Raw genomic sequence first — 15,682 nt, 5'->3', positions numbered from 1 at the left:
AGCATGTACAAGCTTACCGTTGACAACCTGCACAAGAAATTCGGCGACAACGAGGTGTTGAAGGGCGTGTCGATGAAGGCGAAGGCCGGCGACGTGATCAGCATCATCGGTTCGAGCGGCTCCGGCAAGAGCACGTTCCTGCGCTGCATCAACTTCCTCGAGCAGCCGTGCTCGGGGCAGATCACGATCGGCAGCGAGCCGATCCAGACCACCCGCGACCGCAACGGCGCGCTGCGCGTGGCCGACCAGAAGCAGCTGCAACGGATGCGCACGAAGCTGTCGATGGTGTTCCAGCACTTCAACCTGTGGGCGCACATGACGGTGCTCGAGAACGTGATCGAGGCGCCGATGGCCGTGCTCGGGATCGGCAAGGACGAAGCGATCGCACGCGCGCGCACGTATCTGGAGAAGGTCGGGCTCGCGCCGCGCGTCGAGGGCATGTATCCGTCGCACCTGTCGGGCGGCCAGCAGCAGCGCGTCGCGATCGCGCGTGCGCTCGCGATGGAGCCGGAGGTGATGCTGTTCGACGAACCGACGTCGGCGCTCGATCCCGAACTGGTGGGCGAAGTGCTGAAGGTGATGCAGAAGCTCGCCGAGGAAGGCCGCACGATGGTCGTCGTCACGCACGAGATGGGCTTCGCGCGCAACGTGTCGAATCACGTGATCTTCCTGCATCAGGGGAAGATCGAGGAGGAAGGCGATCCGCAGGAGATTCTCGTGAATCCGAAGAGCGAGCGGCTCGGGCAGTTTCTGTCGGGGCGGTTGAAGTAGGAGACGGCTTCATAAAGGCCCCGTGGGATCGGTCTCGCGCGGCGTTCAGGCGAGCAGGCGGCGCTCGAACGGGTAGTCGGACAGCAGTTCGAGCTGGCCGTCGTCGCGGACGTAGACCTGTTCCTCGAGCTTCACGCCTTCGCCTCCGTCCTCGTGGCCGATGTAGCTCTCGATGCACAGCGTCATGCCGGGTTCGATCACGCCGTCGTAGCCCTTTGCATCGTTGTCCTCGCGATGACAGATATACGGGTATTCGCCTGTCATCCCGACGCCGTGGGCCAGCGCGAAATAGCGGCGTGCGCGATACGGCTGCGGGATCTGCCACGCCTTCGCGATGAATTCCTGGAACGTGGTGCCGGCCCTTACGTTCTCCATGTTCGTGTGGATCTGCTCATAGGCGAGGCGGTACAGCGTCTTTTGCGCGGCGGACGCGGGACCGTCGCCGCAAAGAAAAGTGCGCGAGAAATCCGCGTAGTAGCCGAAGCGGCCCACCACGTCGGTATCGAGCCCGACCAGTTCTCCCGCCTGGATCTTGCGTGGGCTGCTTTCCTGGAACCATGGATTCGTGCGCGGGCCCGAGCTTATCAAGCGGGTCTCGACATAGTCACCGTCGGTCTCGATCACATGCTGATGCAGGTACGACCACAGCTCGTTCTCGCTGATGCCGGGCACGAGGGCGGCCTCGAGCTTGCGCACACCCGCTTCCGCCGCGCGCAGTGACGCGCGGATCATCTTGATCTCGTTCGGCACCTTGATTGCACGGGCGCGTTCGAGCGGCTCCTGGGCGTCCGAAATCTCATAGCCGCGCGCTTGCAACGCAAATGCGGCCGCCGATGTCGCACTTTCGATCGCGATCCGCTTGCCGCCACCGCACGAGCGAACCAGATCGTCAATCTCGTCCGCCCAGCGCTCCGTGATCTGACGCAGCATGTCGTCACAAAAGTAGTACGAAATCGCGGTCGCGGGCCGGACTTCATCCACGGTATCGAGTCCGTCGGCCAGGAATTCGCATCCCGCGTATTCGAACAGCACGACTTTTCCCTCGGCCGGCACGAACAGATAGCGTGCGGGATTGCGCATCGAATACACCTGCATGTTGCGAGAGCCGGTGGCGTATCGCATGTGGGTAGGGTCGAACAGGATAGCGGCGGTCAGGTCGCGTTTCTTCAGTTCGCGGCGAACCGCGGCAAGCCGGTCGCGCTGGATCTGGGCGATTTCGTCGGCGGTAGGCTCGCAATCTTCCGGGCGGTGAGTCGGTCGAAGCATCGTCATGATGGCAGAGGTAACGTTATAAGTATCAGCACAACGAAGTAATTGGATGGGTCTACCCATCGGGAAATCGCATCGTCAGTCGACCAGGTTGTCCGCGCGGACCAGTGTCTGTTCGGCTTCCAGATGCATTTCGGATACGCGGCCGTACAGCTGGCGGGTTCGCTCGAGGCGGCCGACCACCCCAGGCTTCTTCGAATAGGCGAAGATCGTAGTGTGACGATCGATGTCGCCGCGCACCTGGGTCACGCGGTGCAGCGAGAAACGGCCCTTGAACAGTTGCAGATCGCCCGGCTGCAGCGTAATCACGCTGATCGGCGTGCGCGTCTCTCCGCGCACCACCGCGCCGACCGCATCGTAGTTTTCACCCTCGGGCGACCGGATGTTCGGGCAGTACTCGAAATCGCCGCCTGCCGTGGGCTGCTGCGTCATCATCGACACGATGAATTCGTTGGTGTCGTAGTGCCACGGCTGTTCGGTGCCGGGCGGCATGACGTTCTGAACCAGTCCGGCGTACGGGTCCGCGTATTCCCAGATCTGCGTTTCGCCGAGACATGCAGCGACGAATTGCTTCATCGCACGCGCCACGTAAATCCGGTGAACGATTGCATCGGCCGGGATCACGTCGCGCGTGACGAAGCCGCTCGTGCGATCCATAAAGATGCGGCGCGGATCCGTGGCGGGCAACGACGGATCGTCGGCGGTGAAATACGCATTGACCTTGCGGCTCGAGAAATAGGTTTTTTTCGCGAAGCCGAGCCCTTCGACGCGCGCCTGTTCCAGTGCGGTGGGGCGCAGGAAGCCGCGCAACACCGCGCTGCCGCTGGCGGTCAGCTGGGCCCGGCACGTTGCGAGCAGGTCGCGCATTCCGGCGTGCCCGGGGTCATGCAACGGATAGTGGTCGGTATCGACGATATCGCTCAGATCAGTACATTCTGCGTCGGCGAGAGGCGGGCTTGCTTGCACGGTTGGCTCCAGTTTCGAGGGGTGAGGCGTTTGTGGCCTGAATTGTTTTCGACAACAATCGGCCTATCGATGCGTCAATGATTCGATCGACAAATTCCCTTGGATAACGAGTAATTTCGATGACTGACATCAGCGAACCCGATTGGTCTCAACTCAGCTCGCTCGACGGAGAACTGGTGCGCGCGTTCATCACGGTGGTCGACAGCGGCGGCGTGACCGCCGCAGCCAGGCAGATGCACCGGACGCAATCGACGATCAGCCTTCGCATCCGTACGCTCGAAGAGCGGCTGGAAACGCACCTGTTTCTGCGCGACAGTCGCCGTCTGGCATTGTCGCGAGACGGGGAAAACTTCCTGATCCATGCGCGCCGCATCATTCAGGTGCAGAACGAAGCGATAGCGGCACTCAAACGCACGAGCGCTCATGGCGTGATTCGCTTCGGCTTGCCTGAGGATTACGCGGAGCTCTGGTTGCCCGATCTGCTCGAAAAGTTCTATCGCCTGCGGCCGGATGCGCGCCCGCATATCGATTGCAGAATGTCGCTGGAGCTGATCGAGCGCCTGCAGGCGGGCGAACTCGATCTGGCACTGGTCGTCAGGCACGGCGCGCAAAGCGATGGGCGTCATCTCGGCCGCGAGGACGTGGTGTGGGCCGCGCATCGCGATTTCGTGTTACCGGGCGGCGCGTCCGTGCCGCTCGCGCTGTTTCCGGAAACATGCTGCTACCGTCAGCGTGGACTCGCGGCACTGGCGGCACTCGGGCGGCAGTATCACGTGATCTACACGAGCCAGAGCCCGACCGGCATCAAGGTCGCCGTCAATCACGGTGCGGCGGTGACGATCATCGACCGCTGCACGCTGCCCGCGAACTGGCGCGTGCTGGACATGGAAGACGGCTTGCCGGCGCTGCCGCCCGCAGATCTCGAGCTGCTGCGCTCACCCGGCAGTCGCAATCCTGCAGCCGACGATCTGGCTCTGCTGATCGAGACGATGGTCGAGGAGCGCCGCCGCGCGGCGAGCGCGCCGTCGCCGGCCTGAATGATCGTGCATCGCATCCCGTAGCCTCGCGGGAGCCGGGCCCAACGCAACGACGCGATCGTTCGGCCTCTCCGATGGTCCCTATCGGAATTCCTCGCTGTCAAAACGAAATTGGCGCAATAAATATATCTGTGAGCGAACGGATGACCGTTGCCACGGATGCCGGTGTCCGCGCGATCGCTCCCGCCCGGTTCCATCGGCTGCGTTATGCCTTGCCTCAGTGCCTTCCCCATTCAATAGGAGCCCTTCTCATGATCCTGTCGTTGCTTGCCCGCCTGTTTATTGTCACCATGCGTCGCCCGGTACTCGGGCGGTTCATGCTTTTCTTCGCGCTATCGGTTTCGGCGTCGGCGCACGCCGCCGGCAACGGAACGGTGGTGATCGGAGTGAACAACTGGGCCGAGAATATCGCGGTCGCGAATCTGTGGAAGGCGCTGCTTGCGGAAAAAGGCTACGACGTCACGCTGCAGTCGGGCGACAAGGCGATCATCTATAACGGCGTCGCGCAGGGCAAGCTCGATCTGACGTTCGAAGTCTGGCTGCCATCCGCGGACGGCCCGCCGTACGATGCGATCAAGTCGCGCGTCGAGAAGATCGGCCCGTGGTTTCCCCGCGCTCAGCTGGGCCTCGCGGTGCCCGATTACGTCGCGATCGACAGCATCGACCAGTTGAACGCACATGCCGCCCAGTTCAGCCACGACGGCAAGCCGACGATTTTCGGCATCGAACCCGGCAGCGGCCTGATGAAACTGACGGGCGAGGCGCGCACCGCTTATGCGCTCGACGCGACTGTGTTGCCGTCATCGGAGGCTGCGATGTTGCTCGCGCTGGATCGCGCGGCAAAGCGTCGCCAGCCGATCGTCGTCACGCTGTGGAATCCGCATTGGGTGTGGGCGAAGTATCCGATGCACTACCTGAAAGACCCGAAGCAGGTGTTCGGTCAACCCGATGCGATCTATGCAATCGCGAAGGCCGGCTTCAGTCAGACACGTCCGGATGTCGCGCGCTGGCTCGGTGCATGGAAGATGGACGACCAGACGCTCGGCTCGCTGATGAACGATATCCGTGCCGCCGGTGAATCCGATCCGCAGAAGGGTGTCGCGCGATGGATCGCGTCGAATCGCGCCCGGGTGGGTGAATGGCTACGCTAAGAGCAGGTTTCTCGAAGACTGCTTTGCATGCCGGGTATTCCTGCGGATCAGGCGGCAACCCAGTTTGAGAAACGCGCCATGAATGTCGGCGCGGCGATGATCGCGCAAACGCTGCTGACGGGCAGGGCTTCGCACGCGGGCGTCGCGCCGCTGCAAACTGGAACGCTAAATGCTTGTCACGCGTGATCCTTTCGATGAAGGAGCACAGCGATGAGCGAGCAGACCACCACCGCTTTTTCCCACGTGAAGCCGCAGGACACCGCCTATCAAGGCGAGGGCCTGCGCGACTTCTTCCTGTACCGCGATCTCGGCATCGCGGCCGCGACGAACGGCAAGGTCGTCGCGCAACTCGTCAGGGCAAACCATGCACCGGAGGCGGGCACCGGCTGGCACCGTCACGAGGCCGAGTTCCATATCGTGATCATGCTGAAGGGCTGGGCACGCTTCATGTATGGCGAACAGGAAACGCTGGTAGCCGCCGGCGACTGCGTGCACCAGGCGCCGGGGATCGTCCACTACCTGTTCGACTATTCGCCGGACATGGAGTACCTGGAGATCGTCGGGCCCGCCGATTTCAAGTCGATCGACGTCGACGGGCCGTGCGCGGTACCCGCGCCGACGCCGTGGGGCGAGGCGGGCGCATAGCTTGCCGGGTTTCCGGCGCGCGCCGGGCGCATGCTCGAGACCAACCGCCTTCGGGCGGTTTTTTATTGAGCTGTGGACTGCTGCGACCCGCCTCCCGCTTCGGAACGGTGCTTCGAATTCCAAACCGTTGCGGCGCTGAAGATCCGGAAAGAAAAGAAAGACATTCGTCAGCTTCGAGCGCCGATTCGCGACGCGATGTCAAAGATCGTCAATTGCGCGGCCGCGCGGTGCACGGCCGGTCGACGACCGGCGTTAAGGAGTGACCAGCCGGATCACCGGCTGATTTATCCGGGAGAGTTTCACCATGAACCGCATCGCGAAGATCCTGACGGCAACCGCACTGGCTTGCGCCGTGCTCGTGCCGGCACTGGCCGAAGCGCATTCGCACCGCGTGTGCCATTTCGATCATCACCACCATCGCGTGTGCCGCTGGGTGCGGTAACCGTGGCTTTGCCCGGGGATGCCCGGGACGTTTTCATCATTCAGGCAAATCAGGAGAGGACCATGAAAAAAACGATGTTGATCGCCGCGCTGGTCGCCGGCATGGGTGTGTCGATCGGTGCGTTCGCGCAGGTTCCGGCCAGCGCGCCGGCCGGCACGACCGGGCTGTGCAAGGACGGCTCGTTCTACTCGGGCGCATCGAAGAAGGGCGCCTGTGCGGGCCACAAGGGTGTGAAGACGTGGTACGGCGCATCGGCCGCCGCTGCAGCGAGCGCACCGGCCGCGGCGCCGGCCACGGCGGCGTCCGCCGCGCCGGCATCGGGCACGGCACCCGCGAAGAGCGCCGCCGCGACGGCGGCAGCCGCGCCGGGCGGCGGTGCGGGCAAGGTGTGGGCGAACGACAGCACGAAGGTCTACCACTGCTCGACCGACAAGTACTACGGCAAGACGAAGCACGGCAGCTACATGTCGGAAGCCGACGCGAAGGCGAAGGGCTACCACGCGTCGCACGGCAAGGCCTGCTCGTAACGCGCGGTGCCGGCGCGCGAGTGCCTTCGCTCGCGCGTCGTCCGAACGCCGCAGCAAACGTCGCCCCGCCTCTTCGGCGGGGCGATTCGTTTGCGGCGACGCGCACGCTCAGTGCGCGTGATGCGATCGTGTTTCCGTCGTTGCGTCGCTCCCGGTTGCGTCGCTCCCGGTTGCGCGCGCATCGAGCAGGGCGCGCAGCGTGACGTAGTGGGTGCCGCTTGGGTCGCCTTCCGCATTCGCGGTGCGATCGTACGGCTCGTTGTCATGGATCGTCGCCCGCACGATCGGATAGATCTGCGTTTCCCACCGGCTGCCGTTGAACACGCCGTAGTGCCCCACACCCGTCTGAACGTGGTGCGTCTTCAGATACGACGGTAACCCCGAACACAGTTCCTGCGCGGCCACCGTCTGGCCCACCGCGCAGATATCGTCCTTCTCGCCTTCGACCGTCAACAGCGCGGTGCGATGAATCGCCGCCGGTTCGACGAGCCGGTCGCCGACCGTCAGCTCCCCGCGCGCGAGCGCGTATTGCTGGAACACCTTCTCGACCGTTTCCAGATAGAACTCCGCGGTGAGGTCGGCCGTCGCGAAATATTCGTCGTAGAAATGCCGCAGCGTGGCGGCTTTCGCCGGGTCGCCTTTCGCGCGCTGGTAGTACAGATCGGCGAACGACGCCGCGTGCCGGTCCGGGTTCATCGACATGAACGCGCCGACCTGCACGAAGCCCGGATACACGCACCGCTGCGCGCCGACGAAGCCCGCCGGCACGACGCTGATCAGGTTGCGCGCGAACCATTCGATCGGCTGGCTCGTCGCGAGCGCGTTGACCTTCGTCGGATTCACGCGGCAGTCGATCGGGCCGGCCATCAGCGTCAGGCTCGCGGGCTGCGCCGGATCGCCGCCGGCTGCCATCAGCGAAACCGCCGCGAGCGCGGCGACCGTCGGCTGGCAGATCGCGAGCACGTGCGCGTCCGGGCCGATCTGGCGGATGAAGTCGATCACGTGCGCCACGTATTCGTCGAAGCCGAAGCGCCCGGCCGTCAGCGGGATGTCGCGCGGGTTGTGCCAGTCGGTGATGTACACGTCGTGATCGGCCAGCATCGTCTGCACGGTGCCGCGCAACAGCGTCGCGAAGTGTCCGGACATCGGCGCGACGATCAGCACGCGCGGCTGGCGTGCGACGGGCCGCGCCTTGCGGAAGTGCAGCAGCGTCGCGAAGGGCGTGACGGCCGCCGCTTCCTCGACGATCGGCACCGTGTCGCCGTCGACGGCGATCGATTTGATTCCGAACGGCGGACGCCGGTGCGAGAATGCGCAGCATTCGAGCAGTTCGCACAGCGCGTCGAGCATGCGGCCGGTCGGCGTCGACGTCGAGGGCGGCCACAGCGACATCGTCGCACGGGTGGCGGCCGCCCATGCGCGCGCCGGGCGCACGCATTCGGCAGACCATTGGTAAAACGGATAGGCAAGCAGGTTCATGGCCGTCGCTCGTTGCGCCGCGTTGCAAGGAACGAGGCAAGCCGTGTGCCAGCATGCGGCTGGCACGCGCGTTGCACGCGGTTCGGAAACGCGGCGGCGCGGGCGGCGCAAGACGACGGGCAGGTGCGGTCGATGCGTGGCCGCACCGCTCCGGCGTGCGATGCGTGTCGCGACACCGTGCGGCGCTGCGCCAGTTCGGCGAATGGGCCGCACAGGCGTGGTGCGGATCACGGCGTGATGCATCCGTTTCGGTGCAGGGGCACGAACGGCAACCAGCAGGGAGCAACATGGAATCCACCGGACTGACGACGCTGACCATCAGCAGCCGCAATTACTCGTCGTGGTCGATGCGCGGCTGGCTGCTCGCGAAGCTGAGCGGCCTCGCGTTCGAGACGGTCAGCGTGCCGATCGATGCGGCGTCGCGCGCGGAACTGCTGTTGCTGTCGCCGTCGATCCTCGTGCCGTGCCTGACGCATGACGGCAGCAAGGTATGGGATACGCTCGCGATCGCCGAGTACCTGAACGAGATCCGGCCGCAGGCGCGGCTGCTGCCCGACGACCGGCATGCGCGCGCACATTGCCGCTCGATCTGCGGCGAGATGCATTCCGGCTTCAGCGCGTTGCGCTCCGCGCTGCCGATGAACCTGCGCGCGCATTTTCCCGGCTTCCGGATCTGGTCACGCGCGCAGCACGATATCGAGCGGATCGTCACGATCTGGCGCGAGTGCCTCGCCGCGTACGGGGGCCCCTGGCTGTTCGGCGCGCAGATCGGGATCGCCGATGCGATGTACGCGCCCGTCGTCACGCGCTTCCTGACCTACGACGTCAAGCTCGAGCCGGACATCGCCGAATACTGCATGCGCGTGCTCGCGCAGCCGTTCGTCGCGGAATGGATCGATGCGGCGAAGGCCGAGCATGAAGACATCGACGAACTCGACATGGAGTTCTGACGCACACGGCCGCCGTACGCTTTCAATTTCACTACACGCGCAAGCGGCGAAACGAACATTCGACGCGCTTGCGCCACTCGCAAACGTTTTACCTTGATTTCGGTCGGAAACGAGGACGAATTCCCTAAAGGATGTTGAGCCCAATGACGTAAACGAGTCACGGGGACGACTCGCGATCGCGCGCTTTCGACGGGCGACGCGCAGTCCGCAACAACCAGCGCAGCAGGGGAATCGACTTGAATCGTCAGCAATCGTGGACGCGTACGGCGGCGCCCGGAGAAATCATTTATTCCGAGGGCTTCGCCGGCGAGCCCGTCATCTTCCTCATTACCGACGGCAAGGTCGAGCTGTCCACGCGCTGCGACGACAAGCGCGTGATCGTCGCGACGCTCGGCCGCGGCGAGTTCTTCGGCGAATCGGCGCTGCTCGCGGCCGAGCCGCGCGCGCATACCGCGAAGGCGCTGTCGTTCTGTCAGCTCACGGTCGTGCCGGCCGGCATGCTTGACGATGAAATCGAGCGCGTGTCCGCGCTGCTGCGCCATATCGTGCGAACGATGATCCGCCGCGTGAAGCGCAAGGACGACCAGCTTGCTACCTACACGCATGCCGATTTCATGCCGGGCGTGCTGTCGTATGCGCATGTGCTGTCGCTGATGGCGGGCGCCGACACGCGCGACGCGGGCGATACATGGGCGCGCCGGCCGATGCAGGCGCATGCCGCCGAAGCTTCCGTGCCGCTCGCCGAGGTGATCCGCAAATGCCGCGCGATTGCCGGCCACTCGCGCCCGCACGTGCTCGCGATGCTGCGCCGCATGGAGAAACTCAATCTCGTCACGATCGAAGCCGCGCAATCCGACGGTGCCGGCGGTGCCGTCGACTACGCGGCTTCGTCGGACGCGCGTCAGGTCGTCACGTTCGACGCCGCGCGCATCATCGATCGCGCGCAGCAGGTCGCCGATCACGATCTCGACCTGTCGATCAACAGCGAACTCGAACTCATCGAACTGGCCGATCTCGAATCGCTGATCGGCGTCGACAAGACGCTGCTGCTCAACAAGCTGTCGAACGGCGAGATCGCCGACGAAGTGTTCGCGTTCCGCAAATCGAAGGTGCTCAGTTACGTCGAGCAGAAGGGCGTTGCGTACTTCTCGCGGCGCAACGCGCGGCGCGGCGGCGACGTGCGCGCGCTGGAGGATCTCGTGTGGGTCGACCAGCGCACGTTGTTCGACGTGATCAGCGCGTTCGACACGTACGATCTCGCGAAGCTGATCGCGAACCTCGACGATCGCGCGGTGGCCGACAAGCTGTTTTCCGTGATGACCGAGGCGCGGCGCAACGAGGTGTCATGGGTGATGCGCCGCGAGATCAAGCTCGACCCGATCGAGGTCGAGGAAATCGAGCAGCGCGTGCTGGATGCCGTGCGTGCGGCGAAGGCGCCTGCGGCGGGCGTGGCGCCGGTGGCGTCGACGTCGTCGTCGGATGCATGAGACGGGGAGGCGTATGGATCTGTTGACCCTGGCCGGTGTGGTGCTCGGCGGCGCGGCGATCGTGTTCGGTTTCGCGCTGGAAGGCGGTCATTTCTCGATGCTGTTTCAGTTCGAGGCGCTCGTGATCGTGCTCGGCGGCACGCTCGGCGCGGTGATGATCCAGAACACGTGGGCACGCTTCTTCGATGCGGTGAAGCAGCTGCGGCTCGCGTTCGTGCGCGCGCGCGAGGTCGATCGCAAGAACCTGTCCGACCTGCTCGAATGGGGCGACCGCGCGAAGCTCGACGGGCTGCTCGCGTTCGAATCGATGGACGTAAGCGGCATTCATCCGTTCGCGCGCCGCGGGCTGGAACTGCTGGCGAACGGCGTGTCGACCGCCGTGCTCGAGGATGCGTTGCAGCGCGAACTCGATGCGTACGAGCGCAGCCGCCTCGCCGCCGTGCGCGTGTGGCAGCAGGCCGGCGGCTATGCGCCAACGTTCGGCATTCTCGGCTCGGTGCTCGGGCTCGTGCAGGTGACGAGCCATATTCTCGAACCCGCGCAGCTTGGGCCGGGCATCGCGGTGGCGTTCGTCGCGACGCTCTACGGGCTCGCGTTTGCAAACCTCGTGTTTCTGCCGCTGTACGGCAAGCTGCGCGCGCAGATCGACAGCGAGATGCGGTTCCGCAAGCTGTATCTCGACGGCTTGCTCGCGATTTCGCGCAGGGAGTCGCCGCACACGATCGAAACGCGCCTGACCGGCGATGTGCGCGGGCGGGCGGCGGAATCGCTTGCTTGATGGACGTGTGCGCGTTCAGGTGCCAGCGCCATATGACGAACCGGGATTCTCGACCGCATGACAGCTCGAACTGACGGCGCTTCCGCTGCCGATCGCGACGATGACGAACTCGAAGGCGCGCAGTCCGGACGCTGGCTGATTTCGTACGCGGATCTCATCACGACGCTGATGGTGCTGTTTCTTGCGCTGTATGTGCTGCAGCTCGCGAAATACAACGCGCTCGATGCACGCTTCCAGACGCTAGCGCGGCAGGCCGGAAGCGCTGCCAGTGCTGCCGACACCGTGAAACCCGACCGTGCGCCACCGCCGTGGCTCGCGCTGCTCGATTCGTTGAAGTCGAATGGCGGGATCTCGCTGGTGAAGGCGCCGCACGGCGTCGAGATCGGCATCGATGCGAAGATCCTGTTCAATGTCGGCGATGCGCGCCTGCTGCCCGATTCGTCGCCGGTGCTGAACCAGATCGCGCAGGCACTGAGCGCGCACGCAACCGGCGACATCCTCGTCGAAGGCCACACGGACAATGTGCCGATTGCCAACGCCAAATACGAATCGAACTGGGAGCTATCGTCGGCGCGTGCGGGGAGTGTGGTGCGCTACCTGACGGAGCGCGGTGTGGCGCCGCATCGGCTGGCGGCGATCGGGCGGGCCGATACGCAGCCGCTTGTTGTGGGGGACGACGCCGCATCAAGGGCAAGGAATCGGCGCGTCACGATTTTCGTTGCGTACTGATCCGATCCTTGCGTATGGGTCGACGCTTATGTCCGCCCGACATCAACATAACGAATCTCGCATGGTCGATATCTGAAATCAGCGATGCGATTCCGCGCGTGCATGCCGATAACCCAAACTGGCTCAGACCGAGCGGTTACCGAGGGTTCCCCATGCACTTCTGGCGCAAGCTTTCCATTCAGAACAAGCTGATTCTCAGCATGACGAGTTGCCTGCTCGTGTTTGTCGCGATTTCGAGCGGGCTCAGCGTTCGTCTGATCGGCAACGCGGTGCGCGATCGCGTCGTCCGTGAAGAGTTGCCGACCGCCGTGAACGGCATTCGTGCCGACGTGCAGCGCCAGATGGCCGGCCCGATCGCCGCGTCGCGCATTCTCGCGCGCGATGCGTTCCTGCTGCAATGGGAAGCCGACGGCGAACCCGACGCCGGCACGCGCAACTGGATCCAGCTCGCGAAGAACGTGAAGGACGAGCAGAAGGCCGCGTCCGTGCAGTGGGTGTCGGTGAAGAGCGGCAACTACTACAACGAAGCCGGCCTGCAGCGGAAGGTGACCGACAAGGATCAGTGGCTGACGCGTTTCCTGTCGTCGGGCAAGGCATTCGACGTGAACATGGATCGCGAGGTGACCGTCGGCGGCTACATGATGTTCATCAACAGCCGCGTGGAACTCGACGGCGCGCCGATCGGCGCGGCGAGCATGAGCTTGTCCGTGGATGCGCTTGCGAAGGGCATCTCGGCCTACCGGATCGGCCAGACCGGGTTCGCGTATCTCGTGCGTCCCGACGGCGCGTTCATGATGCATCGCGATACGTCGCTGATCGACGGCAAGCATTTCCTGAAGGATCAGCCAGGGCTGCCGGGCGATGCGCCGTCGACGCTGCTCGCCGGCAAGCCGTACGCGTACCTCAGTTACGACGGCGACGACGGTGCGCGCTTCATCGCGACGTCGTTCGTTCCGGAGCTGAATGCGTATGTGGTCGTCGAAGTACCGCAGGCTGAATTGCTCGGGCCGGTGACGCGGGCCATTCGCAGCGCGGCGCTGGTTGCGGCGGTGGTGGGCCTCGCGGTTGCGCTGCTGGTGATCTGGCTGGTGGGCCGTGCGATTGCCGCGCCGATTCGTCGGGCGGCGACGCTGCTGTCGGAGATCGCCAGTGGTCAGGGCGATTTGACGCGCCGGATGACGGTCGAGAGCCAGGACGAGATCGGGCAGTTGTCGGATGCGTTCAACCGGTTCGTGTCGTCGCTGTCGACGCTCGTTCACCGGATTCGCGCGGCGTCGGCGTCGATTGCGACCGGGTCGGCGCAGATTGCTTCGGGGAATGCGGATCTGAGCGAGCGTACCGAAGGGCAGTCGAGCAACCTGGAGCGGACGGCTTCGTCGATGGAAGAGATCACGGCCGTGGTGCGCAACAACACCGAGACGGCGGCGACGGCCGCGAAGATGGTCAACGGCGCATCGGATACGGCGGCGCGTGGCGGGCAGGTGGTGGGCGAGGTCGTGACGACGATGGAGCAGATCAGCAACGCGTCGCAGCGTATCTCCGAGATCATCGTGATGATCGACAGTATTTCGTTTCAGACGAATATTCTGGCGCTGAATGCCGCGGTGGAGGCGGCGCGGGCGGGGGAGCAGGGGCGCGGGTTTGCTGTTGTTGCTTCGGAGGTGCGGAATCTGGCGCAGCGCAGTGCGCAGGCGGCGAAGGAGATCAAGGCGCTGATCGAGCATAGCGCGGGGACGGTGAATACCGGGTCGCGGCTGGTGAGCGAGGCGGGGAAGGTGATGAGCGACGTTGTCTCGCAGGTTCGAGGCGTGAGCGCGATGATGAGCGAGATTGCCGAGGCCAGCCTGGAGCAGAGTGCCGGGATCGATCAGATCGGGGATGCGGTGCAGTCGCTCGATCAGATGACGCAGCAGAATGCGGCTTTGGTCGAGGAAAGTGCGGCAGCGGCGGAGAGTTTGAAGCAGCAGGCGGCGGAATTGACCAAGTTGGTTTCGGCTTTTAAGGTGGATGAGTAGGGGTTGATTTTGGGGTTTGGAGTAGGGTTTCTGAGAGACGACCGCCGTGGCGCACGGTGGTCGTTTTTGCTAGATGGATGGGATCTGGTGGTGTTTGTGGAAATGAAACGCATTTCCAAATTGAGGGGTTGGCGCGAGGGCGGTGGTGCTTGTCGCCGTCATTGCCGCGATGGTGGCGAAAGTCGCCGACGGATTCTTATCTTGAGTGACATTGTTCAATAGGAAGCGCTGTTTCGGTACGGGGCTGTCGGACCGTTGTCCGCTTCGGCCAACTGCTGCCATAGGCATGCACGCTGACGACGACGCTCGAATGGCTGCTTCGTAACAAGTAACGGTTCGTCGCCAGTCATGATGAGACAGCCACATAAAAAACCGAAGAGCCGAATCTGGCAAGTAGTAGCAGCTTCCACTAGACGCTGAGAAGTCGCTCGCTGAGTGCCCATAGGTCATCGGCGAATCCAGAGTCGACGGCATAGGGTAATACGCCCGTAAGTCGCATTGCATCCGACATATCCATCTTCTCCGGTTCCTGCATCATCACCGGAGCAATGTCGACGTTTTCGCAATATACGCCGCCCATGCCATTCAATTGTGGACTCGTTGCACACCAGACCTGGGTGGCGGCTCCCTGTCCGACAGTTTTGAGTTGCCTCGCCGGATCGCGCACGGGCTTGCCTTGTTCATCAAGGACACCTGCGGCGATCAGTTGCTCGCGCGTAATGTATTTCCCCAGCCCGGTCTCGACAATAGCTCCCGGGTGCAGCGAAAACGCGCGGATTCCGTGCTCCTTTTCGCGCTGATCGAGCGCAACGGCGAAGAGGATATTGGCGGTCTTCGCTTGCCCATACGCTGCCCACGGCGTGTACGCGCGACGCTCGAAATGCGGGTCGTCGAAAACCACCGGCGAATAGCGGTGCCCAATCGACGAAACCGACACCACGCGAGCACCTTCCGCCTTGCGCAGCGGCGGCAGGAGCCGCATCGTGAGTTGCAGGTGGCCGAGATGGTTGGTCGCGAACTGAGACTCGTACCCGCGCGCGTCGCGCGTCAATTCCGGCACGGCCATGATCGCGGCGCTGTTGATTAGCATGTGCAGCGCTGGAGTCGATTCGAGGAACGCCGCCGCAAAGGCATCGATTGAGGGCGGATCGAGCAAATCCATCGGCGCGATTTCCACGTCGATGCCGGCCAGTGCCTCGCTGGCGCGGCGCAGATCGCGCGCGGGAACAATTACGCGTGCGCCGGCCGCGCGCAAAACCCGGGCGGTTTCGCGTCCGAGGCCGGAATAGCCCCCGGTCACGATCGCCGTCTTACCGGCAAGATCGATGCCGGCGATGACCTCGTCGGCGGTGGTGGCGGCTCCGAAACCCGAACCCAGTGGCTTTTGTGGCGTCATCATGGTATTTCCCTGGACGAACAATGATGTACGCAGTGTG

16 protein-coding genes are annotated in these 15,682 nt (G+C 64.0%); 12 read left to right on the top strand and 4 right to left on the bottom strand.

The features are described 5' to 3' along the window. The first annotated feature begins 3 nt into the window (after positions 1 to 3). Positions 4 to 771: an ABC transporter ATP-binding protein gene (locus AC0KUR_RS02550; RefSeq protein ID WP_034185621.1), complete on the top strand. Its 768-nt coding sequence runs from the start codon at positions 4 to 6 to the stop codon at positions 769 to 771. Between the two features lie 45 nt (positions 772 to 816). On the opposite strand, the gene AC0KUR_RS02545 is transcribed toward AC0KUR_RS02550, so the two are convergent. Together AC0KUR_RS02545 and AC0KUR_RS02540 are read right to left on the bottom strand one after the other, a co-directional pair. Next, positions 817 to 2,043, bottom strand: a complete 1,227-nt coding sequence (locus AC0KUR_RS02545; protein WP_034185622.1) for a M24 family metallopeptidase — start codon at positions 2,041 to 2,043, stop codon at positions 817 to 819. Positions 2,044 to 2,118: 75 nt separating this feature from the next. After that, on the bottom strand, positions 2,119 to 2,907 hold the full coding sequence (locus tag AC0KUR_RS02540; RefSeq protein ID WP_206141133.1) for a HalD/BesD family halogenase: 789 nt from the start codon (positions 2,905 to 2,907) through the stop codon (positions 2,119 to 2,121). A 218-nt stretch (positions 2,908 to 3,125) separates the two neighbouring features. Between AC0KUR_RS02540 and AC0KUR_RS02535 the strand changes: the two genes are divergently transcribed. The 6 genes from AC0KUR_RS02535 (at position 3,126) to AC0KUR_RS02510 (ending at position 6,808) form a co-directional block, all read left to right on the top strand. Continuing rightward, a complete protein-coding gene (locus tag AC0KUR_RS02535; RefSeq protein ID WP_473375299.1) occupies positions 3,126 to 4,043 on the top strand; it encodes a LysR substrate-binding domain-containing protein in 918 nt (305 codons plus the stop codon). Between the two features lie 131 nt (positions 4,044 to 4,174). After that, positions 4,175 to 5,194 carry a glycine betaine ABC transporter substrate-binding protein gene (locus AC0KUR_RS02530; protein WP_473375298.1) on the top strand — a complete coding sequence of 340 codons (1,020 nt, stop codon included), beginning with the start codon at positions 4,175 to 4,177 and terminating at the stop codon, positions 5,192 to 5,194. Positions 5,195 to 5,221: 27 nt separating this feature from the next. Then, entirely contained in the window at positions 5,222 to 5,380 is a 159-nt protein-coding gene (locus AC0KUR_RS02525) for a hypothetical protein (RefSeq protein ID WP_167361891.1), read from the top strand. Positions 5,381 to 5,404: 24 nt separating this feature from the next. Further along, a complete protein-coding gene (locus tag AC0KUR_RS02520) occupies positions 5,405 to 5,839 on the top strand; it encodes a cupin domain-containing protein (protein ID WP_049035781.1) in 435 nt (144 codons plus the stop codon). Between the two features lie 304 nt (positions 5,840 to 6,143). After that, the gene (locus AC0KUR_RS02515; protein ID WP_006488624.1) at positions 6,144 to 6,281 is read left to right on the top strand and encodes an HHHH-motif protein; all 138 of its coding nucleotides are present in this window, start codon (positions 6,144 to 6,146) and stop codon (positions 6,279 to 6,281) included. Between the two features lie 62 nt (positions 6,282 to 6,343). Beyond that, on the top strand, positions 6,344 to 6,808 hold the full coding sequence (locus tag AC0KUR_RS02510; protein ID WP_069704565.1) for a DUF3761 domain-containing protein: 465 nt from the start codon (positions 6,344 to 6,346) through the stop codon (positions 6,806 to 6,808). Between the two features lie 108 nt (positions 6,809 to 6,916). Here the strand turns inward: AC0KUR_RS02510 and AC0KUR_RS02505 are convergent, their stop codons facing one another. Next, positions 6,917 to 8,287, bottom strand: a complete 1,371-nt coding sequence (locus tag AC0KUR_RS02505) for a polyhydroxyalkanoate depolymerase (protein ID WP_473375297.1) — start codon at positions 8,285 to 8,287, stop codon at positions 6,917 to 6,919. 287 nt (positions 8,288 to 8,574) lie between these two features. Between AC0KUR_RS02505 and AC0KUR_RS02500 the strand changes: the two genes are divergently transcribed. The 5 genes from AC0KUR_RS02500 to AC0KUR_RS02480 all read left to right on the top strand — a co-directional run bounded on the left by AC0KUR_RS02500 (position 8,575) and on the right by AC0KUR_RS02480 (position 14,246). Beyond that, positions 8,575 to 9,237 carry a glutathione S-transferase family protein gene (locus AC0KUR_RS02500; protein WP_034185628.1) on the top strand — a complete coding sequence of 221 codons (663 nt, stop codon included), beginning with the start codon at positions 8,575 to 8,577 and terminating at the stop codon, positions 9,235 to 9,237. 236 nt (positions 9,238 to 9,473) lie between these two features. Beyond that, entirely contained in the window at positions 9,474 to 10,724 is a 1,251-nt protein-coding gene (locus AC0KUR_RS02495; RefSeq protein WP_034185629.1) for a Crp/Fnr family transcriptional regulator, read from the top strand. A 13-nt stretch (positions 10,725 to 10,737) separates the two neighbouring features. After that, a complete protein-coding gene (locus tag AC0KUR_RS02490; protein ID WP_034185630.1) occupies positions 10,738 to 11,502 on the top strand; it encodes a flagellar motor protein in 765 nt (254 codons plus the stop codon). A gap of 57 nt (positions 11,503 to 11,559) precedes the next feature. Then, positions 11,560 to 12,231 carry an OmpA/MotB family protein gene (locus AC0KUR_RS02485; RefSeq protein WP_473375296.1) on the top strand — a complete coding sequence of 224 codons (672 nt, stop codon included), beginning with the start codon at positions 11,560 to 11,562 and terminating at the stop codon, positions 12,229 to 12,231. A 152-nt stretch (positions 12,232 to 12,383) separates the two neighbouring features. After that, positions 12,384 to 14,246 carry a methyl-accepting chemotaxis protein gene (locus AC0KUR_RS02480; protein WP_473375462.1) on the top strand — a complete coding sequence of 621 codons (1,863 nt, stop codon included), beginning with the start codon at positions 12,384 to 12,386 and terminating at the stop codon, positions 14,244 to 14,246. Between the two features lie 409 nt (positions 14,247 to 14,655). On the opposite strand, the gene AC0KUR_RS02475 is transcribed toward AC0KUR_RS02480, so the two are convergent. Continuing rightward, positions 14,656 to 15,645 (bottom strand): SDR family NAD(P)-dependent oxidoreductase, encoded by a 990-nt coding sequence (locus AC0KUR_RS02475; RefSeq protein WP_473375295.1) that lies wholly within the window; start codon positions 15,643 to 15,645, stop codon positions 14,656 to 14,658. Between the last annotated feature and the right edge of the window lie 37 nt (positions 15,646 to 15,682).

Source organism: Burkholderia sp. YHN3-13, assembly GCF_055810675.1.
Note: the sequence above shows the minus strand (reverse complement) of the source record. Positions and strands in the feature narration are given on the sequence as shown.